This is a genomic window from Paragemmobacter amnigenus (assembly GCF_009908265.2).
In the GTDB taxonomy this organism is placed as follows: Bacteria; Pseudomonadota; Alphaproteobacteria; order Rhodobacterales; family Rhodobacteraceae; genus Paragemmobacter; species Paragemmobacter amnigenus.
Window position 1 is genome coordinate 63,623 of record NZ_JAAATX020000015.1, and the last position, 26,881, is coordinate 90,503.

General features: G+C 67.7%; 28 protein-coding genes. 6 read left to right on the forward strand and 22 right to left on the reverse strand.

Going from position 1 to position 26,881, the window contains the following annotated elements; all coding sequences use genetic code 11:
• Window positions 1-32 precede the first annotated feature (32 nt).
• The gene (locus GU927_RS18675; RefSeq protein ID WP_161763919.1) at window positions 33-1,427 is read left to right on the forward strand and encodes an MATE family efflux transporter; all 1,395 of its coding nucleotides are present in this window, start codon (window positions 33-35) and stop codon (window positions 1,425-1,427) included.
• On the opposite strand, the gene GU927_RS18680 is transcribed toward GU927_RS18675, so the two are convergent.
• From GU927_RS18680 to GU927_RS18725, 10 genes are all read right to left on the reverse strand, one after another.
• Window positions 1,349-2,101 (reverse strand): TIGR02186 family protein, encoded by a 753-nt coding sequence (locus tag GU927_RS18680; RefSeq protein ID WP_161763920.1) that lies wholly within the window; start codon window positions 2,099-2,101, stop codon window positions 1,349-1,351. The genes GU927_RS18675 and GU927_RS18680 overlap by 79 nt on opposite strands.
• Window positions 2,098-3,015, reverse strand: a complete 918-nt coding sequence (locus GU927_RS18685) for a sulfite exporter TauE/SafE family protein (RefSeq protein WP_161763921.1) — start codon at window positions 3,013-3,015, stop codon at window positions 2,098-2,100. Before GU927_RS18685 ends, GU927_RS18680 begins: the two co-directional genes overlap by 4 nt.
• Before the next feature lie 79 nt (window positions 3,016-3,094).
• Window positions 3,095-3,901 (reverse strand): purine-nucleoside phosphorylase, encoded by an 807-nt coding sequence (locus GU927_RS18690; RefSeq protein WP_161763922.1) that lies wholly within the window; start codon window positions 3,899-3,901, stop codon window positions 3,095-3,097.
• Window positions 3,885-4,853, reverse strand: a complete 969-nt coding sequence (locus GU927_RS18695; protein ID WP_161763923.1) for an ABC transporter permease — start codon at window positions 4,851-4,853, stop codon at window positions 3,885-3,887. Before GU927_RS18695 ends, GU927_RS18690 begins: the two co-directional genes overlap by 17 nt.
• Window positions 4,853-5,959, reverse strand: coding sequence for an ABC transporter permease (locus GU927_RS18700; protein WP_161763924.1), 1,107 nt, complete (start codon window positions 5,957-5,959; stop codon window positions 4,853-4,855). The genes GU927_RS18695 and GU927_RS18700 overlap by 1 nt, the downstream gene beginning before the upstream one ends.
• Window positions 5,959-7,503, reverse strand: a complete 1,545-nt coding sequence (locus GU927_RS18705; RefSeq protein ID WP_161763955.1) for an ABC transporter ATP-binding protein — start codon at window positions 7,501-7,503, stop codon at window positions 5,959-5,961. The genes GU927_RS18700 and GU927_RS18705 overlap by 1 nt, the downstream gene beginning before the upstream one ends.
• Before the next feature lie 108 nt (window positions 7,504-7,611).
• On the reverse strand, window positions 7,612-8,607 hold the full coding sequence (locus GU927_RS18710; RefSeq protein ID WP_161763925.1) for a BMP family lipoprotein: 996 nt from the start codon (window positions 8,605-8,607) through the stop codon (window positions 7,612-7,614).
• A gap of 174 nt (window positions 8,608-8,781) precedes the next feature.
• The gene (rimI, locus tag GU927_RS18715) at window positions 8,782-9,201 is read right to left on the reverse strand and encodes a ribosomal protein S18-alanine N-acetyltransferase (RefSeq protein ID WP_161763926.1); all 420 of its coding nucleotides are present in this window, start codon (window positions 9,199-9,201) and stop codon (window positions 8,782-8,784) included.
• Complete coding sequence (gene tsaB / locus GU927_RS18720) at window positions 9,198-9,818, reverse strand: tRNA (adenosine(37)-N6)-threonylcarbamoyltransferase complex dimerization subunit type 1 TsaB (RefSeq protein ID WP_161763927.1); 621 nt, start codon at window positions 9,816-9,818, stop codon at window positions 9,198-9,200. The genes rimI and tsaB overlap by 4 nt, the downstream gene beginning before the upstream one ends.
• Window positions 9,808-10,368 carry a NifU family protein gene (locus tag GU927_RS18725; protein WP_161763928.1) on the reverse strand — a complete coding sequence of 187 codons (561 nt, stop codon included), beginning with the start codon at window positions 10,366-10,368 and terminating at the stop codon, window positions 9,808-9,810. Before GU927_RS18725 ends, tsaB begins: the two co-directional genes overlap by 11 nt.
• A 145-nt stretch (window positions 10,369-10,513) precedes the next feature.
• Here GU927_RS18725 and GU927_RS18730 point away from each other — a divergent pair, with 145 nt between their 5' ends.
• A complete protein-coding gene (locus GU927_RS18730; protein ID WP_161763929.1) occupies window positions 10,514-11,548 on the forward strand; it encodes a cytochrome-c peroxidase in 1,035 nt (344 codons plus the stop codon).
• Here GU927_RS18730 and GU927_RS20560 read toward each other — a convergent pair whose 3' ends face one another.
• From GU927_RS20560 to GU927_RS18785, 12 genes are all read right to left on the reverse strand, one after another.
• The gene (locus GU927_RS20560; RefSeq protein ID WP_269770143.1) at window positions 11,549-11,674 is read right to left on the reverse strand and encodes a hypothetical protein; all 126 of its coding nucleotides are present in this window, start codon (window positions 11,672-11,674) and stop codon (window positions 11,549-11,551) included.
• An 84-nt stretch (window positions 11,675-11,758) separates the two neighbouring features.
• Entirely contained in the window at window positions 11,759-12,214 is a 456-nt protein-coding gene (locus GU927_RS18735; RefSeq protein WP_161763930.1) for a universal stress protein, read from the reverse strand.
• 254 nt (window positions 12,215-12,468) lie between these two features.
• On the reverse strand, window positions 12,469-13,335 hold the full coding sequence (locus GU927_RS18740; protein ID WP_161763931.1) for a branched-chain amino acid aminotransferase: 867 nt from the start codon (window positions 13,333-13,335) through the stop codon (window positions 12,469-12,471).
• Between the two features lie 57 nt (window positions 13,336-13,392).
• On the reverse strand, window positions 13,393-13,953 hold the full coding sequence (locus tag GU927_RS18745; protein ID WP_161763932.1) for an isochorismatase family protein: 561 nt from the start codon (window positions 13,951-13,953) through the stop codon (window positions 13,393-13,395).
• Entirely contained in the window at window positions 13,953-15,971 is a 2,019-nt protein-coding gene (locus tag GU927_RS18750) for a M3 family metallopeptidase (protein WP_161763933.1), read from the reverse strand. The genes GU927_RS18745 and GU927_RS18750 overlap by 1 nt, the downstream gene beginning before the upstream one ends.
• A gap of 129 nt (window positions 15,972-16,100) precedes the next feature.
• Complete coding sequence (locus tag GU927_RS18755; protein WP_161763934.1) at window positions 16,101-16,898, reverse strand: amino acid ABC transporter permease; 798 nt, start codon at window positions 16,896-16,898, stop codon at window positions 16,101-16,103.
• A 52-nt stretch (window positions 16,899-16,950) separates the two neighbouring features.
• The gene (locus GU927_RS18760) at window positions 16,951-17,745 is read right to left on the reverse strand and encodes a transporter substrate-binding domain-containing protein (RefSeq protein ID WP_161763935.1); all 795 of its coding nucleotides are present in this window, start codon (window positions 17,743-17,745) and stop codon (window positions 16,951-16,953) included.
• Between the two features lie 237 nt (window positions 17,746-17,982).
• The gene (locus tag GU927_RS18765) at window positions 17,983-19,020 is read right to left on the reverse strand and encodes a HesA/MoeB/ThiF family protein (RefSeq protein WP_161763936.1); all 1,038 of its coding nucleotides are present in this window, start codon (window positions 19,018-19,020) and stop codon (window positions 17,983-17,985) included.
• The gene (gene dut / locus GU927_RS18770; protein ID WP_161763937.1) at window positions 19,017-19,481 is read right to left on the reverse strand and encodes a dUTP diphosphatase; all 465 of its coding nucleotides are present in this window, start codon (window positions 19,479-19,481) and stop codon (window positions 19,017-19,019) included. Before dut ends, GU927_RS18765 begins: the two co-directional genes overlap by 4 nt.
• 64 nt (window positions 19,482-19,545) lie before the next feature.
• The gene (coaBC, locus tag GU927_RS18775; protein WP_161763938.1) at window positions 19,546-20,742 is read right to left on the reverse strand and encodes a bifunctional phosphopantothenoylcysteine decarboxylase/phosphopantothenate--cysteine ligase CoaBC; all 1,197 of its coding nucleotides are present in this window, start codon (window positions 20,740-20,742) and stop codon (window positions 19,546-19,548) included.
• A gap of 389 nt (window positions 20,743-21,131) precedes the next feature.
• Window positions 21,132-21,944 carry a ChaN family lipoprotein gene (locus tag GU927_RS18780; protein WP_161763939.1) on the reverse strand — a complete coding sequence of 271 codons (813 nt, stop codon included), beginning with the start codon at window positions 21,942-21,944 and terminating at the stop codon, window positions 21,132-21,134.
• Window positions 21,944-22,822, reverse strand: coding sequence for an RNA polymerase factor sigma-32 (locus tag GU927_RS18785; protein WP_161763940.1), 879 nt, complete (start codon window positions 22,820-22,822; stop codon window positions 21,944-21,946). The genes GU927_RS18780 and GU927_RS18785 overlap by 1 nt, the downstream gene beginning before the upstream one ends.
• 122 nt (window positions 22,823-22,944) lie before the next feature.
• Here GU927_RS18785 and cobU point away from each other — a divergent pair, with 122 nt between their 5' ends.
• The 4 genes from cobU (at window position 22,945) to GU927_RS18805 (ending at window position 26,532) form a co-directional block, all read left to right on the forward strand.
• A complete protein-coding gene (gene cobU, locus GU927_RS18790; RefSeq protein ID WP_232489276.1) occupies window positions 22,945-23,451 on the forward strand; it encodes a bifunctional adenosylcobinamide kinase/adenosylcobinamide-phosphate guanylyltransferase in 507 nt (168 codons plus the stop codon).
• Window positions 23,448-24,026, forward strand: coding sequence for a histidine phosphatase family protein (locus GU927_RS18795; protein WP_217765730.1), 579 nt, complete (start codon window positions 23,448-23,450; stop codon window positions 24,024-24,026). The genes cobU and GU927_RS18795 overlap by 4 nt, the downstream gene beginning before the upstream one ends.
• 75 nt (window positions 24,027-24,101) lie before the next feature.
• Entirely contained in the window at window positions 24,102-24,974 is an 873-nt protein-coding gene (locus GU927_RS18800; protein WP_161763942.1) for a glutathione S-transferase, read from the forward strand.
• Between the two features lie 43 nt (window positions 24,975-25,017).
• A complete protein-coding gene (locus tag GU927_RS18805; RefSeq protein ID WP_161763943.1) occupies window positions 25,018-26,532 on the forward strand; it encodes a YifB family Mg chelatase-like AAA ATPase in 1,515 nt (504 codons plus the stop codon).
• Window positions 26,533-26,881 lie beyond the last annotated feature (349 nt).

The window sequence follows — 26,881 nt, forward strand, 5'->3', positions numbered from 1 at the left end:
CCGCCGCGCGCGCCTGCCACTCTCACCCCACCATGACCGCCCTCACCCACACCCGCCTCCTGCGGATCGCCGCGCCCATCGTGATCTCGAATGCCACCGTGCCGCTGCTCGGGGCGGTCGATACCGGCGTCGTGGGGCAGATGGGGCAGGCCGCGCCCATCGGGGCGGTGGGGCTGGGCGCGATCGTGCTGACCACGCTCTACTGGGTCTTCGGCTTTTTGCGGATGGGCACCACCGGCCTTGCCGCGCAGGCCCATGGCGCGGGCGACGGGGCCGAGCGGGGCGCGATCCTCCTGCGCGCCCTCCTCGTCGGCGCGGCGGCAGGGCTGGCCTTCGTCATCTTGCAACGCCCCCTCTTCCACGCCGCCTTCGCCATCGCCCCCGCAGGCGACGGGGTGGAAACGCTGGCCCGCCAATACCTGTCCATCCGCATCTGGGGCGCGCCCGCCACCATCGCGGCCTATGCCCTCACCGGCTGGCTCATCGCGGTGGAGCGCACCCGCGCGGTCCTTCTGCTGCAACTCTGGATCAACGGCGTGAACATCGCGCTGGACCTGTGGTTCGTCCTCGCCCTCGGCTGGGGCGTGGGCGGGGTCGCCCTTGCCACCCTGATCGCGGAATGGTCGGGCCTTGCCTTGGGCCTCTGGCTCTGCCGTGACGGCCTTTTGCCCGTCTGGCGCGCGGCGCTGGCGCGCATCCCCGACCGCACCGCCCTTGCCACCATGTTCGCCGTCAACCGCGACATCATGATCCGCTCGGTCCTGCTGCAGCTCTGCTTCACCTCCTTCGTCTTTCTCGGCGCGCGGATGGGCGACGTGACGCTGGCCGCCAATCAGGTGCTGATGCAGTTCCTGTCCATCACCGCCTATGCACTCGACGGCTTCGCCTTCGCGGCCGAAACGCTGGTGGGTCAGGCCGTCGGGGCCCGCGCCCTGCCCGACGCCCGCCGCGCCGCCCGCATGGCCATGCAATGGGGCGCAGGCACCAGCCTGCTGCTCGGCGCGGCCTTCCTTGCCGCCGGTCCCGCCCTGATCGACCTGATGACCACCGCCCCCGACGTGCGAGGCGAGGCGCGCGCCTTCCTGCCCTGGGTCGCAGCGGCACCCGTCATCGGCGTCTATGCGTGGATCTATGACGGCATCTTCATCGGCGCCACCCTCACCGCCCAGATGCGCCGCGCCATGATCGCCTCGGTCGCCGCCTATGCCGTGGCGCTGGCGCTTCTCGTGCCGCTGCTGGACAACCACGGCCTGTGGGCGGCGCTCATGGTCTTCTTCGCCGCCCGCGGCCTGACCATGCACCGCGCCATGCCCGCATTGGCCGACCGCATCGCCTCACGCCCCCCGCCTCAGCTCCGCACCAGCCGGAACAGCGTCGACGCCCCCCAGCCCGCCACAGCCGCCATCACCAGCGACAACAGCCCGTAAATCCACGGCTGCTGTATGGCGAGGTTGTAGAGGAACCGCTCCAGCCCCTCTTTCCGCACGCCCACCACGCGGTCCTGCGCATCGATCACCCGCCCATCCCGCGTCAGGAACAGCCGCACGCGGTATTCCCCCTCGGTCAGGTTGGCGGGCAGCACGATATCGGCGCGGAACAGCGTCTCTTCCACGAACTCCACCGCCCCCTGCAACACGCGATAGCGGCGGTCCTCCAGACGGATGCGCTGCAGGGCCTCGATGAATTCCGCCGGATCGCCCGCCTCGGTGGCCGATCCCACCGCGCGGATGACGCGCGGCAGGGTGATGCGATAGCGCAGGTCCTCGGTATCGGACAGGATCGACCGCAGCGGCCCCGTCGTCGCCACGGCATAGAAACTGGGCGCGGCATCGACATGCACGGCTTCCGTGTTGATCCAGATGCCCGCGCGGCGGTCCTTCTTGCGGATCGTCACCGGCGTCGCCGGCCCCTCGACCGTCACGATCACCTCCAGCGCCCCCTCGGGCGCGGGGGCCTCCCGCTTCACCGCGCCATAGACCAGAATCTCGGACCCGTCGAAATCCGCCGTGATCGACACGCGGTTCTGGCTCAGCCCCGCCACGATGCTTTCCGCCCCGACAGGCGCCGCCACCAGACACAGCACCACCGCCAGCCACCTCATGGCAGCATCCCCGGCATCACGGAATAAAGCTCGCTCGGCCGGATCAGCAGGTCCAGCGCGATCTTCACGCTGACCGCCAGCACCAAAAGCGCCAGCAGGATCCGCAACTGTTCGGCCTTCAGGCGCACGCCCACCTGCGTGCCCACCTGCGCCCCGATCACCCCCCCGATGATCAGAAGGAACGCCAGCAGGATATCCACCGTCTGGTTCGTCACCGCATGCATCAAGGTGGTAAAGGCCGTCACGAAGATAATCTGGAACAGCGACGTCCCCACCACCACCTTCGTCGGCATCCCCAGCAGATAGATCATCGCGGGCACCATGACGAAACCGCCACCCACCCCCATGATCGCGGCCAGAAACCCGACCAGCGCCCCCACCGCCAGCGGCGGCAGCACGCTGATATACAGCCCCGACGCGCGGAACTTCATCTTCAGCGGCAGCCCGTGCACCCATGTATGCACATGCGACCGCCGCACCGGCCCGCCCTTCTGCGCGCGAAACCACGCCCGCAGGCTCTCCTGCAGCATCATCGCGCCGATCAGGCCCAGGAACAGCACATAGGACAGCTGCACGAACAGATCGACCTGCCCCAGCCGCGTCATCCACTGGAACACCCAGACCCCGACCGCCGATCCCGCAAAGCCCCCCGCCAGCAGCACCGACCCCATGCGAAAATCCACCGCCTTGCGCCTGAGTTGCGCCAGCACGCCCGACACGGACGAGGCCACCACCTGATTGGCCCCCGTCGCCACCGCCACCGCAGGCGGCACCCCGATGAAGAACAGCAGCGGCGTGATCAGGAACCCGCCCCCCACGCCGAACATCCCCGACAGGAAACCCACGATCCCGCCCAACCCCAGAATGAGGAAGGCATTGACCGACACCTCGGCGATCGGAAGATAAAGCTGCATGGGCAAGGCCGGGGGTAAAGGCGGCAGTCAGACCAAAGGGTTGCGCCCCTTTGGCCGCGTTGTCAAACCACAGCCGCCCTCATCGGAGATGGCGGAGGAAATGCCGCAGCACCCGTTCCAGTTTTGCCGCACCCAGCGGCGCCATGGCCTTGGTATGCTCATGGCTGATCTTCTCGTCCGACAGCCCCGCCGCCATGTTGGTGATCGTGGAAATCGCCGCCACCTTCAGGCCAAGGAACCGCGCCAAAATCACTTCCGGCACGGTGGACATCCCCACCGCATCGCCGCCCAGAATCCGGATCGCGCGGATCTCGGCAGGCGTCTCGAAGGACGGCCCCGAATACCACGCATAAACCCCCTCGGGCAGGGCCACCCCCACCGCCTCGGCACTCGCCCGCAGGGACGCGCGCAGCGCCGGGTCATGCGCGTCGCCCATCGGCACGAACCGCGCATCCGTCGCTTCACCGATCAGCGGGTTCAGGCCGGAAAAGTTGATGTGATCCGACAGCAGCATCAAATCCCCGGGCCGGATATCCGTCCGCAGACTGCCCGCCGCATTGGTGGCAATCACCGCCTCGCCCCCCAGCGCGCGCAACAGCTCCAGCGCGGGCCGCATCGCCGCCGGATTGCCCTTTTCGTAATAATGCTCCCGCGCGCCAAAGACGGCGACGCGCACGCCTTCCAGTTCTCCGATCACCAGATGGGGATTATGCCCCGACACCCCCGCATGGGGAAATCCCGACAGATCGGCATAGGGGATCGCCACCCCCTCCACCGCCCCCGCCAGATGCCCCAGACCGGACCCGAGGATCAGGCCCAGCCGCACCGGCGCATCCCCCGCCCGCGCGCGGACAAGGGCCGCCAGTTCATCAACGTTCCTTGACATACGGCTCCCCCCCCGCACGCGGCGGAATGGCCTTGCCGACGAACCCCGCCAGCACCAGCACGGTCAGCACGTAGGGCAGCGCGTCAAGGAAGGGCACCGGCACCTTCACCTGCACCACCGCCTCCACCACGTCAGGCCGCAGCGCCAGCGCCTGGAAGAACCCGAACAGCAGGCACGCCCACAGCGCCGCCACCGGCCGCCACTTGGCAAAGATCAGCGCGGCCAGCGCGATATAGCCCCGCCCCGCCGTCATCTCGCGCCCGAACCCCGCCTGCAAGGCGGTCGCCATATAGGCCCCCGCCAGCCCGCACAGGATGCCCGTGATCGCCACGGCGGCAAAGCGCAGCCCCTTCACCGAAATCCCCGCCGTATCGACGGCGGCCGGATTTTCCCCCACCGCCCGCAGCCGCAGCCCGAACCGCGTGCGATACAGCACCCACCAGGTCACCGGCACCGCCAGCAGCGCCACATAGACAAGCAGCGGATGCCCCGAAATCACCTCGGCATAAAGCGGGCCCAGCACCGGCACGCCCCGCAACTCCTCGGCCAGCGGCAGGATGATCGGCGTGAACCGCGCATCCCCCTCCAGAGGCGGCGTCCGCCCCCCCTGCCCGAACAGCCGCTGCGCCACCAGAACCGTGATCCCCGACGCCACGAAATTCAGCGCCACGCCCGAAATCAGCTGATTGCCCCGAAAGGTGATCGACGCGATGCCATGTATCCCCGCCAGCATCAGCGATGCCAGCATCCCCGCGAACAATCCCGCCCAGACCGACCCCGTCAGGAAGGCGACCGATGCCGACGCCATCGCCGCCATCAGCATCTTGCCTTCCAGCCCGATGTCGAAAATTCCCGCCCGCTCCGAATAAAGCCCCGCCAGACAGGCAAACAGCAACGGCGTCGCCAGCCGCAGCGAGCTGTCCAGTATCTGCAAAAGCGTCGCGTAATCCATCAGACCGCCCCCCGCGCCGCACGCCCGCCCCGCAGCAGGTTGAACACCCATGTCAGCAGCATCCGCACCATCATGTCCAAGGCCCCCGTGAACAGGATCACCAGCCCCTGCACCACGATCCGCATCTCGATGGGAATCTTGGTCCACAGCCCCAACTCTGCCCCGCCCTGGAACAGGAACCCGAACAGCAGCGCCGCCAGCACCACCCCCACCGGATGGTTCCGCCCCATCAGCGCCACCGCAATCCCGATGAACCCCGCGCCCGATGCCGAATTCTGGAGCAGTCGCCCCGCCTCGCCCATGACGTTGTTGATCGCCATCATCCCGGCCAGCCCGCCGGAAATAAGCATCGCCACCATGATGATGCCAAAGGGCGAAATCCCCGCATATTTCGCCGCCGCCTCCGACTTGCCGAAGGCGCGGATCGCATAGCCCAGCCGCGTGCGCCACAGCAGCGCCCACACCACCACCGCCATGCCCAGCGCGATGAACAGCGTGATGTTGGCAGGCACCTTCGACGTGAACAGCAGGTTCACCACCGGAATCTCGTTCAGCGTGGGCAGCGCCACCGTCTCGGGGAAATTCGCCGTGGCGGGGTCCATCTGCCCGTCAGGGCGCAGCACATCCACCAGCATGAAGATCAGGAAGGCCGCCGCGATATAGTTGAACATGATCGTCGTGATGACGATATGGCTGCCCCGCCGCGCCTGCAGATAGGCCGGCACCGCCGCCCATGCCGCGCCAAAGGCCGCCGCCGCGACCGTCGCCCCGATCAGCGCCAGCGACCAATGCGGCCACGGGATCATCAGACAGCACAGCGCGACGCCCAGCCCGCCCAGTTGCGCCTGCCCCTCGCCCCCGATGTTGAACAGGCTGGCATGAAAGGCCACCGTCACCGCCAGCCCCGTGAACATGAAGCTGGTCGCGTAATACAGCGTATAGCCCCAGCCGTAGGAATTCATCACCGACCCCTGCACCATCACCGTGATGGCCTCCCACGGGTCCTGCCCGATCGCCACGATCACCACGGCGGCGATCACGGCAGCCAGCAGCAGCGAAATCAGCGGCACCAGCACCACATCCGCCCATTTCGGCAAACGCTCCATCAGGCGGCCTCCCCCTTGCCGGTCATCCCTGCCATCAGCAGACCCAACTCCCGCTCATCCGTCGTCTCGGGATCGCGGAAGCCCATGATCCGCCCGTCGAACATCACCGCGATCCGGTCCGACAGGCTTCGGATCTCGTCCAGCTCGACCGAAACCAGCAGAATGGCCTTCCCCTGATCGCGCAGCGCCACGATCTGCTTGTGGATGAACTCGATCGCCCCGATATCCACCCCCCGCGTCGGCTGACCCACCAGCAGCAGATCGGGGTTCCGCTCGATCTCGCGCGCCACCACGATCTTCTGCTGGTTGCCGCCCGAAAAACTCTTGGCCGCCAGCGTCGGGATCGGCGGGCGCACGTCGAACCGTTCCATCTTCCGCTCGGTATCCGCCCGCAGCGCATCATTGTCCATGAACAGGCCGTTCTTCTGGTATTCCGGCGCGTTGTGATAGCCGAAGGCCACATTTTCCCACGCCGTGAAATCCATGATCAGGCCCAGCGCCTGCCGGTCCTCGGGCACATGGGCGATGCCCGCCGCGCGGCGGCTCTGCCCGTCCGCGCCCTTGCCCGACAGCGGCAATTCCACCCCGTTCAGCTCCACCCGCCCCGTGGCCCGCGCGATCCCGCCCAGCGCCTCCAGCAATTCGGACTGCCCGTTCCCCGCCACCCCCGCGATGCCAAGGATCTCGCCCGCGCGGATCTCGAAACTCACACCCTTCAGCCGCTCCACCCCGTGCTCGTCGCGCACGCGCAGGTCCTCGACCTTCAGCACGGTCTTGCCGGCCATGGCGGGCGTCTTTTCCACCTCAAGCAGGACCTTGCGCCCCACCATCAGCTCGGCCAGCTCCTCGGGGCTGGTCTCGGACGTCTTCACCGTCCCCACCATCGTGCCCCGCCGCATGACCGACACGTTATCCGTCGTCTCCATGATCTCGCGCAGCTTGTGCGTGATCAGCACCACCGTCTTTCCCTGATCGCGCAGCCCCTTCAGGATGCGGAACAGATGGTCCGCCTCGGCCGGTGTCAGCACGCCGGTGGGCTCGTCCAGAATCAGGATATCCGCCTGCCGGTACAGCGCCTTGAGGATTTCGACCCGCTGCTGGTGCCCCACCGACAGATCCTCGATCACCGCATCAGGGTCCACGTCCAGCTCGTATTCGCGGCTCAGATCGGAAAGCACCTTGCGCGCCTTGGACAGCGACCCCGCCAGCAGCGCGCCCTCTTCCGCGCCCAGCACCACATTCTCCAGCACGGTGAAATTCTGCACCAGCTTGAAATGCTGGAACACCATCCCGATTCCGGCGCGGATGGCGCTCTGGCTGTCGGGGATGGTCGTCAGCTTGCCGTTGATGAAGATCTCGCCCGAATCCGCGCGGTAGAACCCGTACAGGATCGACATCAGCGTCGACTTGCCCGCACCATTCTCGCCGATGATCCCGTGGATCGTGCCCTTGGGCACGGCGATATGGATGTCCTTGTTCGCCTGAACCGGACCGAAGGCCTTGGAAATGCCCTTCAACTCGATGGCATAGCCCGCATGCGCCATGAAATTCCCCTGTCCGTCCGCCGTCCCGTTTCCGCGCGGGGCGGTCATCTTGCAAAGATGCCGCGCCAATTCCTTGGCGCGGCACCCTTCAGTCTTGCCGCGAACGTCTCAGAACGTCGCCGCGGGGCAGGTGTTGTCGGACATGTAGTCATGCACGACCAGCTCGCCCGACTTGATCTTTTCCGCCGCCGCATCAACCGCGGCCTGCATCTCCGCCGTCACGAGCGAGGCGTTGTTCTCGTCCATCGCATAGCCCACGCCGTCATTGGCCAGACCCATGACGTTGATGCCTGCGGTCAGGTTCTCGCCTTCCTTGAACGCCTCATACACCGCGTTATCCACGCGCTTGAGCATCGAGGTCAGCACCTTGCCCGGGTGCATGTAGTTCTGGTTGCTGTCCACGCCGATCGACAGGATGCCTTCGTCGGCCGCAGCCTGCAGCACGCCCACGCCCGTGCCGCCCGCCGCGGCATAGATCACATCCGCGCCCTGCGCCTTCTGGCCCTTGGCCAGTTCCGCGCCCTTCACCGGATCGTTCCACGCGGCCGGCGTCGTACCGGTCATGTTCAGAACGACCGTCGCATCGGGATTGACCGCCTTCACGCCCTGCGCATAGCCGCAGCCGAACTTGCGGATCAGCGGGATGTCCATGCCACCGATAAAGCCCACGGTGCCCGACTTCGACGCCAGCGCCGCCATCATGCCCACAAGGTAAGACCCCTCATGCTCGTTGAACACGACCGACTTCACGTTCGGCTGGTCCACGACCATGTCCACGATGGCGAACTTGGTGTTCGGGAAATCGGGGGCAACCTTGTTCAGCACGTCGCCAAAGGCAAAGCCGGTCATCACGACGGGGTTCGCGCCCGCCTCGGCCAGACGGCGCAGCGCCTGCTCGCGCTGGGCCTCGTCCTGCATCTCCAGCTCCTTGTAGGTGCCGCCGGTCTCCTGCGCCCAACGCTCCGCGCCGTTGAAGGCCGCCTCGTTGAACGACTTGTCGAACTTGCCGCCAAGGTCGAAAATGATGGCCGGTTCGGCCGCGGCAACACCCGCGGTCAGCGCCAGCGTCGCCGCCGCGCCGAGGAAATGCTTCATCAGGGTCATGGGTCAGTCTCCCGGTTTTCGTTTTTGGTGGTTTCCCGTCACCCCATCCGTCCGGCGGGGTGCATCACCGCCAATTTAGGGCGGATTCCCGAAACGCGGTCAACACCTCTTTGCAGGCGGACCGGTCCGCATTTGAACTTCTGATCAAATTTCCGGCGCTTGACGCTGCGGCACTCAACCAGCCAGCCCGCGCGCCATCACCACGGCATCCACCGCCGCCCCGTCCGGCCCGCGATAATAGCCCCGCCGCAGGCCGGATTCGGCGAAACCGCAACGCGCATACAGCGCCCGCGCCGCCGCATTGTCGCTGGCCACTTCCAGAAAGGCCGTCTCCGCCCCCCGCAGCCGCGCCTGATAGACGAACCGCGCCACCAGCTTGCGCCCCAGCCCGCGCCGACGCGCCTCGGGCGCCACGGCCAGCGTCAGAAGCTCCGCCTCGCCCGCAACCGCGCGCCCCAGCAGGAACCCCGCATCCCCCTCGACCAGCAGGAAGGCCAGCGGATCGTCCAGAAACCCCGCAAACTCGCCCTCTCCCCATGGCCGCGGCACGGTGAAACAGCGCGCATGCAGCGCTGCCAGTGCGGCGGGCGTCACGGCAGGATCACCGGCGGCGGGTCGCTGGGCGGCGCCGCATCCGCCCCGCGCATGTAAAAGGGCGCAGGCCGCGGCTGCTCGGTCCCGAACCGCCGCGCCGCGATCACCGCGATGGCATGGTGCAGTGGCATCGCGGGCGGCAGCGCCCCCGCCCCCGCCGCAGACCCCGTGACCGCACCGTCAGGCAGGTCCACACCCGCCCCGCGCAATCCGGCCACCCCCGCACCCCCTGCGTCAAAGCGCTGCACATAGACCTCGCCGCGCTTGGCATCCTCGATCACCGTCACCGGTCGCGCCAACCCCTCGGCCAGCGCCTCCAGCCGCGTCACCCCGATCGCGGGCACCCCCAGCGACAGCGCCAGCCCCCGCGCGGCCGCCACCGCGATCCGCACACCGGTGAAATTCCCCGGCCCCGTGCCCACCGCCACCGCGTCCAGATCGCCCCACGCAACACCGGCCCGCGCCATCACCTCCGCGCACAGCGGCAACAACCGCTCCGCCTGCCCCTTTTCCATCGGCTCGAAGGCATCGGCCACCACCCGCCCGCCCGACAGCAAAGCGGCCGCGCAATGCGCGGCCGATGTGTCGAAGGCAAGGATGCAGGGCTCAGGCCGCAACGGGCCGGACCTCCAGCACCTCGGGGATGTAATGGCGCAGCAGGTTCTCGATCCCCATCTTCAGCGTCAGCGTGCTGGACGGACAGCCCGCACAGGCGCCCTGCATGTGCAGATAGACCACCCCGCGGTCAAAGCCGTGGAAGGTGATATCCCCGCCATCCTGCGCCACCGCCGGCCGCACGCGCGTATCCAGCAATTCCTTGATCTGGCGCACGATATCGCCATCCTCGCCGGTATGTTCCGCATGGCCGCCCGCCGCGCCCTCGCCCTCGATCGTGGCGGCGCCCGACTGGTAATGCTCCATGATCGCGCCCAGGATCGCGGGCTTCACATGGTCCCACTCCACACCCTCGGCCTTGGTCACGGTAACGAAATCCGTCCCGAAGAACACGCCCGTCACCCCGCCCGTGGCAAAGATGCGCCGCGCCAGCGGCGATTTCGACGCGGCCTCGGCATTGGGGAAATCCGCCGTGCCCAGTTCCAGCACGGTCTGCCCCGGCAGGAATTTCAGCGTGGCGGGATTAGGGGTGGATTCGGTCTGGATGAACATAGCGCCACCTCCGCGGGGCATCTCCGACAATTCCTCTCGGATATGCGCCTTGCCCTGCGCGCTGTCAAGTTTGGAACCGTTCTAACTTGCTCCGTTTTGCACCGCGCACCTTCCCCCCCTCGCCGCGCCGCGTTAACCTTTCCCCATGCGCGCGCCCCTCACAGTCCTTCTCGCCTGCCTCGCCCTGCCCGCCGCCGCCGACAGCCTGCGCGACCACGCGCTCACGCTTTTTGAACCGCTGCCGGACCGCATCGACACCGTCGCAGGCCACCCCGTCACCCCCGAACAGGTCGACCTCGGGCGGATGCTCTACTTCGACCCCCGCATCTCGGATACCGGCCAGTTCGCCTGCGCCACCTGCCACAACCCCGCCACGGGGGGCGACAGCAACCGCGACACCTCCATCGGCCACGCCTGGCAGACCGGCCCGCAGAACGCCCCCACCATCTTCAACGCCACGCTCAACAGCGCCCGCTTCTGGCAGGGCTGGGCCGAGGACCTGCCCGCCACCGGCGACAGCTTGCTGCAAGTCGGCGCCGAACGCACCGGCACGCCCGAACGCATGGTCGCCACGCTCGCCTCCATGCCCGCCTATGTGGACGCCTTCACCCGCACCTTCCCCGACGACGCCGACCCCGTCACCTTCGCAAATGCCACGACCGCGCTGGAAAGCTTCATCGCCACCCTCGTCACCCCCGCCCCCTTCGACGCATGGCTCAAAGGCGAGGACAGCGCGCTCTCGCCACAGGCGCGCGAGGGCCTCGCCCTCTTCATCGACAAGGGCTGCGCCACCTGCCATCAGGGCGTGAATCTGGGCGGCAACAGCTATCACCCCTTCCGCGTCATCCGCACGCCGGGCACCGAAGGCCAACCCGAATCCATCCAGTGCTTCTCGGTGGTCGAGGATGACGGCACCCAATACCTCTTCCGCGCCGGAACCCTGCGAAACATCACCCTGACCTCGCCCTATTTCTCCGAAGGCTCGGTCCGCTCGCTCCCCCTCGCCATCCAGATCATGGGCCGCACGCAGCTCGGCACCGATCTCTCCGACGAAGAGACGGACAGGATCGCAGCCTTCCTCGAAAGCCTCGAAGGCACGCCGCCCCCGATCACCCTGCCGGTCCTGCCGCGCGAATCCGCCCTGACCCCCGCGCCCCTTCCCCCGCTCAGGGAAGAGTGATCAGGGCTCCCAATAGCCATACATCTGCGCCAGCACCGCCCGACAGCGCAGCGGGTCCGCCGCCCGTCGCATCAACAGGCGCAGCTTCGGCGGCAGGAAAAGGGAATAGGGCGGGACAAGGCGCATGACACGACTCCTTCACAGTCCTCCCTGACGGCCAGCCTGCCACGCCCGCGCGCGCCTGTCACCGATTCTCGCTGCAGCGCAGCATCAGGTGATGCTCTCCAGCCGTTCCTTGGACATGTCGCCCGGAACGATGGTGATCGGAATGGGCAGGTTCCCCGAATTCCGGCTCATCTGCGTGACCAGCGGTCCCGGCCCCGACTTCTCGGTCCCCGCGCCAAGGACCAGAACCCCGATCTCGGGGTCTTCCTTCACCTGCGACAGGATTTCCGACACAGGATCGCCCTCGCGGATGACCAGCTCGGGATTGATCCCCTGCTTGTCGCGCATCCACTTGGCAAAGACCTCGAAATGCGCCTCGATCCGCTCGCGCGCCTCGGCCCGCATCAGATCGGCCACGCCCATCCAGTGCTGATACTCCTCGGGCGGGATGATCGACAGGATCGTGACCCCGCCCCCCGTATGCGCCGCCCGAAGCGCGGCAAAGCGCATCGCATTCAGGCATTCGCGCGTGTCGTCCAGAACGACAAGGAACTTCCGCATCTTCTTCTCCCGTTCGGGCGGATCATGCCGCCCGCGCGATGCCCGCGCAACAGCGGTTTTTGACGCAAAAACCGCGCCGGAGTTTGACGCAAACTCCGGTCCCCGACCGTGGGGCGCGGAAATTGCGTCAATATGCGCCGCGATCGTCTCGGGCCACACCAACTGCACCATGGCCCAAACCCGCCACGGTCCCCGACGTCAGCCAGCGGAAATTGCGTCAATTTCCGCCGCGAATTCTGCGTCAGAATTCGCCCTCACACAGGCTGCGACGCCGCCCAGTCCAGATACAGCCCCCGCATCCGCTCCGTCACCGCACGACTGCGATACTCCGTCCCGTCAAAGCTCTTCACCGATGTCACCTTGGCGAAATTGCCCGACAGGAACACCTCGTCCGCCGCATGGGCATCGTCAAAGGTCAGCACCGTCTCCACCACCTCGATCCCCGCCGCCCGCGCGTTCGCGATATGCCGCGCCCGCGTGATGCCTGCCAGAAACGTCCCGTTCGGGATCGGCGTGAACAGCACCCCGTCCTTCACCAGAAAGACATTCGCCGTCGCACTCTCGGCAAGGTTGCCCATCGCATCCGCCACCAGCGCATTTCCGAACCCCTTGGCCTTCGCCTCAACCAGCATCCGCGCGTTGTTCGGGTACAGACACCCCGCCTTGGCATTGCAGACCGCATCCTCCAGCACGGGCCGCCGGAACCGCGTCCGCGTCACCGTCGTCTGGAACTCCGCCGCAGGCATCGCCACCTGCTCCAGAGAAATCGCGAACCCCGTCGAATTCTCCTTCGGCGCGATCCCCAGATCGGACCCGTCGATCGCCCAATACATCGGCCGGATATAGACCGCCGCCTCCGGCCCATAGGCGCGCAACCCCTCGCGGATCACGGCCTCCATCTCCTCCGCTGCCATCGTGGGCGTGATCATCAAGGCCCGCGCGCTCTCGTTCACCCGCGCGCAATGCTTCGCCAGATCGGGCACCACCCCGCCGAACATCCGCGCCCCGTCAAAGACAGAAGACCCCTGCCAGATGCCATGATCCGCGGCCTTCATCACCGCGACATCCTCCTCGTGCCAGCGGCCCTGCCACCATGTGCGGATATTCGTCCCGAACGTCATACCATCCTCCGTCTTGCGGCGCCGACTAAACCACCGCCCCGCAGGGGATGCCAGACCTCACGCCACGTCGCGCAGCCGCGCCATCACCTCTGCCCCATCCGCGACCTGCGCGAAATCCGCCGCCAGATGCGCCATCGTCACGTCAAAGATCACCCGCGCAGGCAACCCCGCCTCCGGCAGGTCGAACCCGATCACCGCATCCCGCACCACCGTCATCGCAAAGCCGAGGTCCGACCCGGCCCGCACCGTGGTGTTCACGCAAAACCCCGCCACCGCCCCGACGACGACCAGCGCCCCGATCCCCTGCGCCCGCAGATGCGCCTCCAGCCCCGTCCCGGCAAAACCCGACGACCCCGCCTTCACGAACACCGCCTCCCCCGCCTCCGCCCCGGCGCAATCCATCGGCGGATGGAACGGACTGTCCGGATGCAGCGCCGCCCCCGGCTGATCCGACGCATGGCGCACATGTACCACGGGCCACCCCGCCCGCCGGAACGCGACAACCAGCGCGGCAATCCGCACCCCCGCATCCGGGTTCACGCAATCCCGCCCCGCCGCGATCCGCCGCTCCATCTCGCGCTGCATGTCTATGACCAGCAGCGCCGTCCCGTCCGCCATCACGCCACCTCCAGAAGCCCCCGCCCCTTCAGCAGCGCCTCCACCCCCGGCATCCGGCCGCGGAAGCGGGTATAAAGGACCTCCGCCTCCTCCGACCCGCCCGCCGACAGGATATGCTTCTCCAACAACGCCGCCGTCCCGGGATGGAACGGATCGCCCGCCTCCTCGAAGGCGGCAAAGGCGTCGGCATCCATCACCTCGGACCACATGTAGGAATAATAGCCCGACGAATACCCGTCCCCCGAAAACACATGCGCGAAATGCGGCGTCGCGTGCCGCATCCGGATCGCATGGGGCATGCCCAGACCGTCCAGCACCCCTGCCTGCGCCGCCATCGGATCGGCAGGTGCCGCCCCCTCGTGGAACGCCAGATCGACAAGGGCCGATGCCACGAATTCCACCGTCGCAAACCCCTGATCGTAGGTCCCCGCCGCCAACAACCGCGCCCGCATATCCGCAGGCATGGGCTCCCCCGTCTGCCAGTGCCGCGCATATTCCTCCAGCACCGCTGGCACCTCCAGCCAATGCTCATACAGCTGGCTCGGCAATTCCACGAAGTCCCGCGCCACGGATGTGCCCGAAATGAACCCGTGCGTCACATCCGACAGCATCTGGTGCAGCGCATGGCCGAATTCGTGAAACAGCGTCCGCGCATCATCCCAGGACAGCAGGCTCGGCTCCCCCTTGGCGAAATTGCACACATTCACCACGATGGGCCGCTGATCCCCGCCCAGCTTGCGCTGCGACCGCATGGCCGAACACCACGCCCCCGACCGCTTCGACGACCGCGCGAAATAGTCGCCAAGGAACACCGCCACATGGTTACCTGCACGGGTAACCTCCCACCCCCGCACGTCGGGATGATAGAACGGCCCCGCAATCTCGCGGAACTCCAGCCCGAACAGACGCGACGCACAGCCGAACATCGCGCCCAGCATCGCCTCAAGCCCCAGGTAAGGCTTCAACGCCGCCTCATCCAGGTCATGCTCGGCCATGCGCCGCTTCTCGGAATAATACCGCCAATCCCAAGGCTCCAGCGGCCCCGCAACCCCATCCGCCCGCAGCATCCCCTCCAGCACCGCTGCATCCGCCAGCGCCTTCCTTTTCGCAGGCTCCCAGACCCGCATCAGCAGATCGCGCACCGCCTCTGGCGTCTTCGCCATCTCGGGTTCCAGCTTGAACGCCGCGAAACTCCCATACCCCAGCAGCTTCGCCCGCTCCTCGCGCAAGCTTAGGATCTCCGCCGCGATCCCCCGATTGTCCGTCGCCCCGCCATTCGCCCCGCGCGCCACCCAGGCCTCATAGGCGACCCGCCGCAACTCCCGCCGCGGGGAAAACTGCAAAAACGGCACGATCAAGGACCGGCTCAGTGTCACCACCGGCCCGTTCTGCCCCCGCTCGCGCCCCGCCGCCCGCGCCGCATCCACGACGAACCCCGGCAACCCCTCCAGATCCTCCTCGGCCAGCACCATGAACCACTCGCGCTCATCCGCCAGCAGGTTCTGCGAAAACTGCGTCCCCAGCACCGCCAGCCGCGCCTTGACCTCTGTCAGCCGCTCCGCCGCCGCGCCCTCCAGCTCCGCCCCCGACCGCACGAACATACGGCGATAGAGCGTCAGCACCCGCATCTGCTCCGCCTCCAGCCCCAACCCGTCCCGCCGCGCCCACAGATCCTCGATCCGCGCGAACAGCCGCTTGTTGTTGGTGATCTCCGACGCGAATGCGCTCATCTTCGGCGCCAGCTCCCGCATCAACGCCTCGCGCGCCTCGGTGCTGTCGGCCCCCGCAAGGTTGTAGAACACCCCCGACACCCGATCCAGCGTCCCCTCGGCCAGTTCCAGCGCCGCGATGGTATTGGCATAGGTCGCCGCCTCCGCCTGATCCGCGATCGCCGCAATCGCCGCCCGCGCCTCGGCCAATCCCGCCTCGAAGGCAGGCCCGAAATACTCGTCCCGTATCTCCGCAAAAGGCGGCAACCCGAAAGGCGCGGTCCAGGGGGCAAGCAGCGGATTGGTCATGTCACGGGTCTCCTTTGGCAAGAAAGCTAGGCACCCCCCCGCAAAAGGTCCACCCCTTCATCCGTTCTCAAATATCCTCGGGGGGTGCGGGGGGCAGACGGCCCCCCGCTCCACCGTCAGCCCAAGGCGCTACCGCTCCGCCCTTGCCTTCAACCGCTTCTCCAGCCGCCGCATCGCCAGACTCAACCCGATCGTCATCGTCAGATAGATCAGCGCCGCCACGTTATACGTCTCGAAATACAGGAAATTCCCCGCCGCCGTGACCTTGGCCAACTGCGCCACATCCCCCACGCCCAGCACCGACACCAGCGAGGAATCCTTCACCATCGCCACGAAATCATTGCCCAAAGGCGGCAAGATCATCCGGAACGCCTGCGGAAAGACGATATGCCGGAACCGCTGCCACCCGTTCAGGCCCAGCGCCTGCGCCGCCTCCACCTGCCCCTTGTCCACCGCCTGCAATCCGGCGCGGAAGATCTCGGCCAGAAAGGCCGCATAGGCCAGCACAAGGGCCAGCACCGCCCGCCACAGCAGCGGAAAATCCCGCGTCCGGAGCTCGCCCAGCCCCAAAGGCTCCGCCACCGCATTCCACCCCGCCACCACCAGCGGCGACAGGACAAAGGCCACATAAAGCAGCAGCACGATGATCGGGATGCCCCGCATCACCTCGATATAGAACCGGCACAGCTGCCGCAGGATCAGGAACCGCGACAGGCACCCCACCGCCAGCGCAAGGCCCAGAAGGCAGGCCCCCAGATAGGCCACCACCGACACCATCACCGTGACGGCAATCCCCTTCGACAGCGTGTCAAGAACCTTCGCGTACTGGTCATTCGCCAGCACCTCGTAGAACAGCCAGAGGCCGATCCCCGCGACAAGGACCAGCCACCACGGAAAATCCTTTTCCGGCTGCGCGTTCGGCGTCATGCGAAAGGCCCCGGCATCGCCTCCGGGGCCCCCATGTCAAAGGCGCGAAGGCTCATTCGCCCATCTTGTAATCAAGGAACCACTTGGTGTTCAGCGCATCCAGCGTGCCATCCGCCTTCATGCTGGCAATCGCCGCATTGATCGGCGCCACCAGCTCCGACCCCTTGGGGAAGATGAACCCGAAATCCTCGGTCGCCAGCGGCTCGCCGATGATCTTCAACCCGCCATTCGACGCCGCGACATAGCCGTTGGCGGCGGTGGAATCCGACAGCGTCAGGTCCACGTCACCGGCCTTCAACGCCTCCAGCCCCGCGCCAAAGGTCTCGAACTTCACGACGCGCGGGTTTTCCTCGTTCCCGTCAAGGATGTTGTAGACCGCGGCATAGAAGGGCGACGTTCCGGGCTGGGCCGAGACCAGCAATTCCGGATCCGCCGCAAAGGACGCCGCATCCGTGAACCGCTCCTCATCCCCCCGCACGATCATCAGCATCTCGGACCGCATGTAGGGGTCGGAGAAATCCACCGCCTCCTTGCGCTCGTCCTTGATGGTGATGCCCGTCATGCCAAGGTCGAACTGCCCCTCCGACACGGCAGGGATCATCGCATCCCACGAGATGTTCTCGTATTTCACCGTCGCGTTCAGCCGCTTGGCAATCTCGGCCATCGCGTCATATTCCCAGCCGATCGCCTTGCCGTCCTTGTCAAGGAATTGCAGCGGCGGATAGGCATTCTCCGTCACCACGACAATCTCCTTGCCCCCCAGATCGGGCAGGTCCTGCGCGGCGGCGGCCCCTGCCACAAATCCCAGCGCAAGCGACAATCCGGTGGCCCATGCGGTCAGTTTCATCGGTCATTCTCCCCGAGGCTTAAAATTCATTGCGGCAGACTATGGTGCGCCACCCCCGACCTGTCCAGAGACGGACCAAACTGTTTTGCACCGCCCCCGCAGCACGGCCATCCCCGACCCGACGGTTGGTTAACGCAGCCTCACCCCACCGCGCGTATGCACAGCCTGCGGTACAACCGCCTGCACAGGAACCGGACACCCGCCCCGCCGCCAACCCGCCCCGTAAAGCCAGCGTTCTCAGGGCCTTGCGCCGCAGACCGGACAATCCGCCCGCCGCTTCACCCCGATCACCCGCGTCTCGGCAAACAGCGCATCATGGATCATCAGACGGCCCTTCAACGTCTCGCCCGCTCCGGTGATGTGCTTGACCGCCTCCATCGCCATGATCGACCCGATCACCCCGGGCAGGGGTGCGGCCACCCCCGCCTCGGCGCAGGTCGGCACCATCCCCGGCGCGGGCCGGACGGGGAAGACGCATTCATAGCACGGCGCGCCGCTGCCCGGATCGAACAGCGACACCTGCCCCTCCCACTGCGTGATCGCCGCGGAAATCAAGGGCTTGCCCGTGTCCACCGCCACACGGTTGACCATATAGCGCGTGTCGAAATTGTCCGTCCCGTCAAGGATCAGGTCATACTCCGCAAAGAGCTGCCGCGCCGCCCCCTCGTCCAGCCGCCGCTTGTAGGGGCGCAGCTCGATGAAAGGATTGATCGCCCTGAGCGCCATCTCGGCCGAGAAAACCTTGGGCATCCCGATCCGCTCATCCGCATGGATGATCTGCCGCTGCAAATTTGACCCGTCCACCGTATCGTCATCGACAAAGCCCAGCGTCCCCACGCCCGCCCCCGCCAGATACATCAGCGCGGGCGATCCCAGCCCCCCCGCCCCGATCACCAAGACCTTGGAATCCTTCAACTTCCGCTGCCCCGGCCCGCCGATCTCGCGCAGGATGATATGCCGCGCATAGCGGTCCAGCTCCGCCGGACGAAAGGCCCCCGACGCCACCTCTGCCACCTTGGGTGCTGCCCGCATCCGCAGCCGCCCGACCAGCGCGCGATATCCCGCCACCAGCCCCGCCACCACGCCCAGCGCCAGCCAGCCCCGCGCGTCGCCCCCCGTCGCCACGCGCAGCGGATGCCCCGCAGGCAGCAGCAGGTGCAACACCACCACCCCGACCCAAAGCGCAAGGATCATCCCCAGCCGCAGCCGGACGGGGGTCTTCATCACCACCCCGACCCCCCAGAGCGCCGCCGCCAAGGACAGGACAAGGATCATCGCTTCCCCGTCGAGCCGAACCCGCCCGCGCCCCGCGCCGTGTCGGACAGCGCGTCAACCTCTTGAAACACCACCTGAATCACCGGCGCCACGACCATCTGCGCGATGCGGTCGCCGTGCCGGATCGTGTAAGGCTCCGCCCCAAGATTGACCAAGGCCACGCCCAGCGGCCCGCGATAATCGCTGTCGATGGTGCCGGGCGTATTGGGCAGGGTGATCCCGTGCTTCAGAGCCAGCCCCGACCGCGGCCGTATCTGCATCTCGAACCCCGCAGGGATTTCCACCCGCAACCCCGTCGGCACCACCGTCCGATGCATCGGGTCCAGCGTGAACCCGCTGTCCCGATCCTCGGGCAGCAGGTTTGCACGGATATCCGCCCCCGCCGATCCGGGCGTCTCATAGGCGGGCAGGCCCAGCGACCGGTCCGCCCAGTCCTCCCACAACAGCTTCAGGACCGTCATGCCCAACCCCTTGCAACCGCAAAAGTTTTCAAAAACTTTTGCAAAATTCTTCCAAGAATTTTGCTCAACCCAGCGCCTCCGCGATCCGCGCCGCCAGCCGCCGCGCCACCTCGTCCTTGGGCAGGCGCGGCCATTCCTCCACCCCTGCCGCGGAAATGATCGTCACTGCATTCTCGGCCCCGCCCATGATCCCCGTGCCGGGCGACACGTCATTCGCGACGATCCAGTCACAGCCCTTGCGCGCCCGCTTGGCCTGCGCATGGGCCAGAACATCATCCGTCTCGGCGGCGAACCCCACCACCAGACGTGGCCGACGGTCCAGCGACTGGGACACGGATTTCAGGATGTCGGGGTTTTCGGCAAACTCCAGCACGGGCACCGCCTCCCCCGCCACCTTCTTGATCTTGCTGCCGGATTCATTGGCCACCCGCCAATCCGCCACCGCCGCCGCCATCACCGCCGCATCGGCGGGCAGCGCGGCATCGACCGCCTCCAGCATCTGGCGCGCGGTTTCCACCCGCACCACCAGAACCCCCTCCGGCGCAGGCACCGCCGCAGGCCCCGTCACAAAGGTCACCCGCGCCCCCAGATCGCGCAGCGCCGCCGCAATCGCCGTCCCCTGCGCGCCCGACGACCGGTTGGCGATATAGCGCACCGGATCGATCGGCTCATGCGTCGGACCCGAGGTCACGATTACATGCTTCCCCGCCAGAGGCCCCGTCGCCAGCGCCGCCGAAATCGCGCCAAGGATCGCCGCAGGCTCCGCCATCCGCCCCGGCCCGTATTCGCCACAGGCCATCTCGCCCTCGTCCGGCCCGACAAACCGTACCCCGTCGCCGCGCAACACCGCCACATTCCGCCGCGTCGCCGGATGGTCCCACATCCGCACATTCATCGCAGGCGCCACCAGCACCGGCGTATCCGTCGCCAGCAGAAGCGTGGAGGCCAGATCATCCGCCCGCCCCTGCGCCATCTTCGCCATCAGGTCAGCCGTAGCGGGCGCCACCACCAGAAGGTCCGCCACGCGGGACAACTGGATATGCCCCATCTCGGCCTCGTCCGTCAGGTCGAATAGATCGGTGTACACCCTCTCCCCCGCCAGCGCCGACACCGACAACGGCGTGACGAATTCCGCCCCCGCCTTGGTCAGCACCGGCGTCACCGCGCCCCCCGCCTTGCGGATCAACCGGATCAGCTCCAGCGCCTTGTAGGCGGCGATGCCACCGCCGATGATCAGAAGGATGCGCTTGCCACTCAGCATGGGCGATGCTCCACAGGTTACGGGTCCAAGGTGTAGGGCGGGGGGGCGCGGAACTCAACCGTCACCGGCTTTTGGGTTGTCCTGCAGGAAAAGGAGTGTCGAAAGGCGCCAGTGGCGCGTTTCGACACTCCGCCGGTAGGTCTGCGCGCGTCACGCCGGGGCGGGCGCCCATGGCGCACGTCCCGGTGGGGGTGAGGCGGGAACAGAAATCGTCCGGTGGACGATTTCCCCGCCGAACGCGCGGCCCATGGCCGCGCCGGGAGGTCGTGCGCGGACCGTGGCTTTGGGCCACGGTCCGGTCCAACCGTTGCACCTCTGGGCACATCAGCCCTTATCCCGCGCGTTTTAATGCGGGGTTTGCAGCGACGTGCGTTCTGAAGACCCCCGCCTCACCCCTCCGTCGACCCGAACCCCTCGCACGGATCGCCGCGATCCTTCACCCCATCCGTCACGATCCACAGGTCATGCGGCGGGCGCCCCTCGGGCACCGTCTCCATCTGCCCGACCGACAGCACCGTCACCGACGGGTCCGCCAACCGGATCAGCGCGGGCACCCCGATATCGGTGCGCGCATGCTCTACCCCCGTGATCACCGCCACGGGCCCCCCCGTCTCGCGCAGGGCGGTCATTGCCGCCTGCGCCAGCACCGCATCGCGCAGACGCTGCGCCTCGACCATGCCCGCCAGCGCGTCAGACGGCATGGCATAGCAATGCGCCGCCAGCAGCGCCTGCTCCTGCGCTGCCTGCATGTCGGCCCCGAAAGGCACGGTCAGCCCGTAGCGCGCCGCCTCGGCACCAAAGGCCGCCGCCGCCCCGTCGCGGATCGCCATCCGCACCACGGATCGCGGCACATCACCGGCATAGATGCGCGCCTCCGGCGCGGCCAGAAAGATCGGGTGATACATGGCAAAATCGGGCCATCCCCGCGCCTCCCAATCGGTCGCCGCGGCCACCGCCGCCGCGTCCGACAGATCGTCAGGCAAAGCCGCCACCTGCGCGGGCTGCAACATCTCGAAGACCAGCGCGGCGGGGTCCAGCGCCCGCACGGCCCGCGCCTGATGGGCATGGTGGGCGGGGTTGTCATGCACCTCGCCCAGCACCACCACATCGACCTGCGGCAGACTGTCCAGCGCCTCTGCCCCGATCTCGCGCGCGCCAGCCGGACAGGCCAGCGCCGCGCAAAGGGCCAGCGCCGCCCGCATCACGACAGCAACGCGTAGACCTCGCGCGACTGCGATTCCAGATTGCGGCGCATCTTGGCGAAAGCCGCCGCCTCCAGCTGCCGCACGCGTTCCTTGGACAGACCCAGCTCCTCGCCAAGCGACTCCAGCGTCCGCGCCTCGTCCTTCAGCTTGCGCTCGGCCACGATATAGCGTTCCCGCGCGTTCAGAGACTGCATCGCCTTGACCAGCCACGACCGCAGCCGCTCCGCGTCATGCGCGCCTTCCACCGTCTCGGCCGCCTGCGGCTGCTCATCCTCAAGCGCGTCGATCCACTCGCGCCCGTCCTCGTCCGACGACTGCGCGGCGTTGAGCGAGAAGTCCGACCCCGACAGCCGCCCCTCCATCATCTCCACATCCGCCAGCGGCACGCCCACCTCGGTCGCCACCATCTGGCGGAGCTGGAACTGGTCCAGCACCTCGCCCCGCGCCGCCGCCTCGCGCTCCAGCTTGGCCTGCACGCGGCGCAGGTTGAAGAACAGCGCCTTCTGGCTGGACGTGGACCCCGTCCGCACCATCGACCAGTTGCGCATCACGTAATCCTGGATCGACGCCTTGATCCACCAGACGGCATAGGTCGAAAACCGCACGCCGCGATCCGGATCGAACTTGTCCGCCGCCTTCATCAGGCCCAGAGACGCCTCCTGGATCAGGTCATTCATCGGCGCGCCATAGCGGCGGAACTTGGCCGCCATGCTGATCGCCAGCCGCATATAGGCCGTGACAAGCCGGTGCAGCGCCTGCTCGTCGCGGTGGTCGCGCCAGGCATAGGCCAGCCGCAATTCCGTTTCCGCATCCAGCAATTCGGCCCGCATCGCTTGGCGCGACATGGTTTGGTCGGTATATCCGTCGAGCGCCATGGTGAACCCCCAGTCAGATAACGCGCAGCGGCATTCTTGCCGTTTTGATAGGAATACGAGGCACACCCGTGGCTGGATCACCCGCAGACGAAATAAAATTACTCCCCCGCCTCTCTCTGGTCGTGGGGGGCGCGCGCTCCGGCAAGTCGGGCCTTGCCGAAAGGCTTGTCACGGGCACAGGCCGCCCCCGCCGCTACATCGCCACGGCGCAGGCCTGGGATGACGAGATGCGCGACCGCATCGCCCGCCACCGCGCCGACCGCGGCGCGCAGTGGACCACGGTCGAAGCCCCCCTCGACCTCGCCCCCGTCCTCGCCGCCGCCCACCCGTCCGAGGCGGTGCTGCTGGACTGCGCCACGCTCTGGCTGACCAACCACATGCTGGCCGACCACGATCTGGCGGCGGAAAGCGCCGCACTTCTGGCGGCCCTCGCCGCCTGCCCTGCCCCCGTTGTCGTCGTGTCGAACGAGGTCGGCTGGGGCATCGTTCCCGAAAACGCGCTCGCCCGCGCCTTCCGCGATGCCCAAGGCCGCCTCAATCAGCAGATTGCCGCGCAGGCCGACCTTGTCATCGGCGTGATGGCGGGCCTGCCCATGGTGCTGAAGGGGGACCGCCCCGCATGGCTGTGACGCGGCTCTGGTGGGTCCGTCACGGGCCGACGCATGAAAAGACGATGGTGGGCTGGCGCGACGTGCCCGCCGACCTGTCCGATCACGAAACCATCGCCCGCCTGAACGCGCATCTGCCGCAGGACGCGCTCCTCGTCTCCTCCGACCTGATCCGCGCCACCGCCACCGCCGACGCGCTGGCACAGGGCCGCCACCGCCTGCCCCACCATGCGGGCCTGCGGGAACTCCACTTCGGCGATTGGGACGGCATGGCATGGGACGCCATCGCCAACACCCACCCCGAACTGTCCTTCGCCTACTGGGACGATCCGGGCGACCACCGCCCCCCGAACGGCGAAAGCTGGAACGAAGCCGCCGCCCGCGTCTCGGCAGCGACCGACGCCCTCCTCGCCGCCCATCCGGGCCGCGATATCATCGTCATCGCCCATTTCGGCGCGATCCTGACGCAGATCCAACGCGCCATGGGCTGCGCCCCCGTGGACGTCTTCGCCCACCGCATTGACAACCTCTCCGTCACCCGCCTCGACCGCCACGCCACGGGCTGGGATATCGTCGCCATCAATCACCGCTCGTGATGCCCCAGCGCACAAATCGGCATTTGGCGCGGCAACAGTCCTGACCTACCCTCACCCGGAACAAGGGGGACCATAATGACCTACGACCTCGTCATCGGCGACCGCGCCTATAGCTCGTGGAGCCTGCGCGGCTGGCTCTTCTTCGACGCCTTCGGCATCCCCGTCCGCACCCATTCGGCACGGCTCTACACCGACGAACTGCCGACCCTTCTGCACCAATACCACCCCGCCCGCACCGCCCCCACGATGCGCACCCCCGAAGGCGCCGTCGTCCCCGAAACCATCGCCATTGCCGAGGAACTGGCGACCCGCCACCCCGACACCGGCCTCTGGCCCACCGACCCCAAGGCCCGCGCCATCGCCCGCGCGGTCTCCGCCGAAATGCATGCCGGTTTCACCTCACTCCGCTCCCACTGCCCGATGAACCTGCGCGTGAGCTATACCGACTGCACGCCCCCCGACGCGGTCCTTGCCGACCTCGCCCGCCTCGACACCATCTGGTCATGGGCACGCGCCGAAACCGGCAGCACCACCCCGTGGCTCTGCGGCGCCTATTCCGTGGCGGACGCCATGTTCGCCCCCGTCGCCACCCGCATCGCCACCTACAACCTGCCCGTCACCCCCGCCGCGATGGACTATGTCATGGCCCACCTCGCCCATCCCTCCTTCCGCCGCTGGCGCGCGATGGGCATGGTCGACGGCGCGGATCAGGACTTCTACCGCCGCGACTACCCCCGCCGCGACTGGCCGGGGCCAAAGCCGCTTCCGGCCCGCGCCATCGAAGGGACCGACACCGAAAACACCGCCTGCCCCTATTCCGGCAAACCCGTCACCCACGCGCTGGCCCTGAACGGCCGCCGCTTCGGCTTCTGCAACGCCTTCTGCCGCGACAAGACGGCAGCCGACCCCGAAGCATGGCCGCAATTCATGGCCCTTTACCAATCGTAAACCATTCCCGCGTTACCCCTATCCGGCAAAGGGCAGGGGAAAGATGCTGGCACGGTCCTACACGGTCGCCTTCGAAGGGGTCGAGGCCCGGATGGTCGAGGTGCAATGCGCCATAGCCCCCGGCATGCCCAACTTCGCCCTCGTGGGCCTGCCCGACAAGGCCGTGTCCGAAGCCCGCGAACGCGTCCGCGCCGCGCTCTCGGCCATGTCCATCGCGCTGCCCTCGCGGCGCATAACCGTCAACCTCTCGCCCGCCGACCTGCCGAAGGAAGGGTCGCATTTCGACCTGCCCATCGCGCTCGCCCTCCTCGCCGCGCTAGAGATCATCCCCAAGGACGCCGTCGAAACCACCGTCGCCCTGGGCGAATTGTCCCTCGACGGCCGCCTGATCCCCGTCGCCGGCGCCCTCCCCGCCGCCATGGCCGCCGCCGAAGAGGACCTCACCCTCCTCTGCCCGCAGGCCTCGGGCCCCGAGGCCGCATGGGTCGGCGCGGTGCAGGTCCTCGCCGCACCCTCGCTCGACGCCGTGGTGCGCCACTATACCGGCCAATCCCCCCTCACCCCCGCCGAAGCGGGCGAGGTCACCGACGGCCCCGCCCCCCGCGATCTGGCCGAGGTCAAGGGGCAGGAACGCGCCAAGCGCGCCCTCGAGATCGCCGCCGCAGGCCGCCACCACATGCTGATGATGGGCACGCCCGGCTCTGGCAAATCCATGCTGGCCGCGCGCCTGCCGGGCATCCTGCCGCCCCTGACGGCGGCAGAGGCGCTGGAAACCTCGATGATCCACTCCCTCGCGGGCCTGATCACCGAAGGCGGCATCTCGCGCCAGCGCCCCTTCCGCGAACCGCACCACACGGCCTCCATGGCCGCCATCGTCGGCGGCGGCAAGGGCGCCAAGCCGGGCGAGGTGTCGCTTGCCCATAACGGCGTGCTGTTCCTCGACGAATTCCCCGAATTCTCGCGCCCCGTCCTCGAAACCCTGCGCCAGCCGATCGAGACGGGCGAAGTCGTGGTCGCCCGCGCCAATGCCCATGTCCGCTATCCCTGCCGGTTCCTGCTGATCGCGGCGGCCAACCCCTGCCGCTGCGGCTATCTCACCGACCCCGCCCGCGCCTGCACCCGCGCCCCCGCCTGCGGCGAGGATTATATCGGTCGCATCTCCGGCCCGCTGATGGACCGCTTCGACCTGCGCGTCGAGGCCCCGCCCGTGGCCTGGCAAGACCTCGACCTGCCCGCAACCGGCGAAAGCTCCGCCACCGTCGCCGCCCGCGTCGCCGCCGCCCGCGCCCGCCAGACCGCCCGCTTCGCAGGCCACCCGACGCTCCGCTGCAACGCCGACATGGAAGGCCGCCTGCTGGAAGAAACCGCCACACCGGACGAAGAGGGACGCGCCTTCCTCGCCCGCGCCGCCGACCGCTTCCACCTGACCGCGCGCGGCTATCACCGCATCCTGCGCGTGGCCCGCACCATCGCCGACCTCGACGCCAGCGACCATGTCCGCCAACCCCACATCGCCGAAGCCGTCAGCTACCGCCTCGTCCTCGGCGCCAAGGGCTAGGGGCGGCGAATTTTCTGGCGAAAATTCCGCCCCGCCCCGACCGCGCACAGGCCGAACCCGCCCCGCGGATCGCGGCTTTCCGGATGACGCACCCTCACCGGATGCCGGAACGGGCACTCCCGCGCCCGCTGCACCCGCCCTCGGGCACGTGCTTGGCAAATCACCTGACCGGACAACCCTCGCCGACAACCACACCGCGCGATCCCGAATTTTCGCAGAAAATTCGCCCGCCCCACCCAATCCCGCACCCGAAGAAAGCACGGCAGGCCATACCACCCGCAGCACAAGACCAGACAGCCCACTCGCGCGCCGCCCGAATTTTCGCAGAAAATTCGGACCCCTCCAGCCG

What these genes read in the sequence shown, in the direction of transcription:
- GU927_RS18675 (WP_161763919.1), top strand. Translation starts at nt 33, where the DNA reads ATGACCGCCCTCACCCACACCCGCCTCCTGCGGATCGCCGCGCCCATC.
- GU927_RS18680 (WP_161763920.1), bottom strand. Translation starts at nt 2,101, where the DNA reads ATGAGGTGGCTGGCGGTGGTGCTGTGTCTGGTGGCGGCGCCTGTCGGG.
- GU927_RS18685 (WP_161763921.1), bottom strand. Translation starts at nt 3,015, where the DNA reads ATGCAGCTTTATCTTCCGATCGCCGAGGTGTCGGTCAATGCCTTCCTC.
- GU927_RS18690 (WP_161763922.1), bottom strand. Translation starts at nt 3,901, where the DNA reads ATGTCAAGGAACGTTGATGAACTGGCGGCCCTTGTCCGCGCGCGGGCG.
- GU927_RS18695 (WP_161763923.1), bottom strand. Translation starts at nt 4,853, where the DNA reads ATGGATTACGCGACGCTTTTGCAGATACTGGACAGCTCGCTGCGGCTG.
- GU927_RS18700 (WP_161763924.1), bottom strand. Translation starts at nt 5,959, where the DNA reads ATGGAGCGTTTGCCGAAATGGGCGGATGTGGTGCTGGTGCCGCTGATT.
- GU927_RS18705 (WP_161763955.1), bottom strand. Translation starts at nt 7,503, where the DNA reads ATGGCGCATGCGGGCTATGCCATCGAGTTGAAGGGCATTTCCAAGGCC.
- GU927_RS18710 (WP_161763925.1), bottom strand. Translation starts at nt 8,607, where the DNA reads ATGACCCTGATGAAGCATTTCCTCGGCGCGGCGGCGACGCTGGCGCTG.
- GU927_RS18725 (WP_161763928.1), bottom strand. Translation starts at nt 10,368, where the DNA reads ATGTTCATCCAGACCGAATCCACCCCTAATCCCGCCACGCTGAAATTC.
- GU927_RS18730 (WP_161763929.1), top strand. Translation starts at nt 10,514, where the DNA reads ATGCGCGCGCCCCTCACAGTCCTTCTCGCCTGCCTCGCCCTGCCCGCC.
- GU927_RS20560 (WP_269770143.1), bottom strand. Translation starts at nt 11,674, where the DNA reads ATGCGCCTTGTCCCGCCCTATTCCCTTTTCCTGCCGCCGAAGCTGCGC.
- GU927_RS18735 (WP_161763930.1), bottom strand. Translation starts at nt 12,214, where the DNA reads ATGCGGAAGTTCCTTGTCGTTCTGGACGACACGCGCGAATGCCTGAAT.
- GU927_RS18740 (WP_161763931.1), bottom strand. Translation starts at nt 13,335, where the DNA reads ATGACGTTCGGGACGAATATCCGCACATGGTGGCAGGGCCGCTGGCAC.
- GU927_RS18745 (WP_161763932.1), bottom strand. Translation starts at nt 13,953, where the DNA reads ATGGCGGACGGGACGGCGCTGCTGGTCATAGACATGCAGCGCGAGATG.
- GU927_RS18750 (WP_161763933.1), bottom strand. Translation starts at nt 15,971, where the DNA reads ATGACCAATCCGCTGCTTGCCCCCTGGACCGCGCCTTTCGGGTTGCCG.
- GU927_RS18755 (WP_161763934.1), bottom strand. Translation starts at nt 16,898, where the DNA reads ATGACGCCGAACGCGCAGCCGGAAAAGGATTTTCCGTGGTGGCTGGTC.
- GU927_RS18760 (WP_161763935.1), bottom strand. Translation starts at nt 17,745, where the DNA reads ATGAAACTGACCGCATGGGCCACCGGATTGTCGCTTGCGCTGGGATTT.
- GU927_RS18765 (WP_161763936.1), bottom strand. Translation starts at nt 19,020, where the DNA reads ATGATCCTTGTCCTGTCCTTGGCGGCGGCGCTCTGGGGGGTCGGGGTG.
- dut (WP_161763937.1), bottom strand. Translation starts at nt 19,481, where the DNA reads ATGACGGTCCTGAAGCTGTTGTGGGAGGACTGGGCGGACCGGTCGCTG.
- coaBC (WP_161763938.1), bottom strand. Translation starts at nt 20,742, where the DNA reads ATGCTGAGTGGCAAGCGCATCCTTCTGATCATCGGCGGTGGCATCGCC.
- GU927_RS18780 (WP_161763939.1), bottom strand. Translation starts at nt 21,944, where the DNA reads ATGCGGGCGGCGCTGGCCCTTTGCGCGGCGCTGGCCTGTCCGGCTGGC.
- GU927_RS18785 (WP_161763940.1), bottom strand. Translation starts at nt 22,822, where the DNA reads ATGGCGCTCGACGGATATACCGACCAAACCATGTCGCGCCAAGCGATG.
- GU927_RS18800 (WP_161763942.1), top strand. Translation starts at nt 24,102, where the DNA reads ATGACCTACGACCTCGTCATCGGCGACCGCGCCTATAGCTCGTGGAGC.
- GU927_RS18805 (WP_161763943.1), top strand. Translation starts at nt 25,018, where the DNA reads ATGCTGGCACGGTCCTACACGGTCGCCTTCGAAGGGGTCGAGGCCCGG.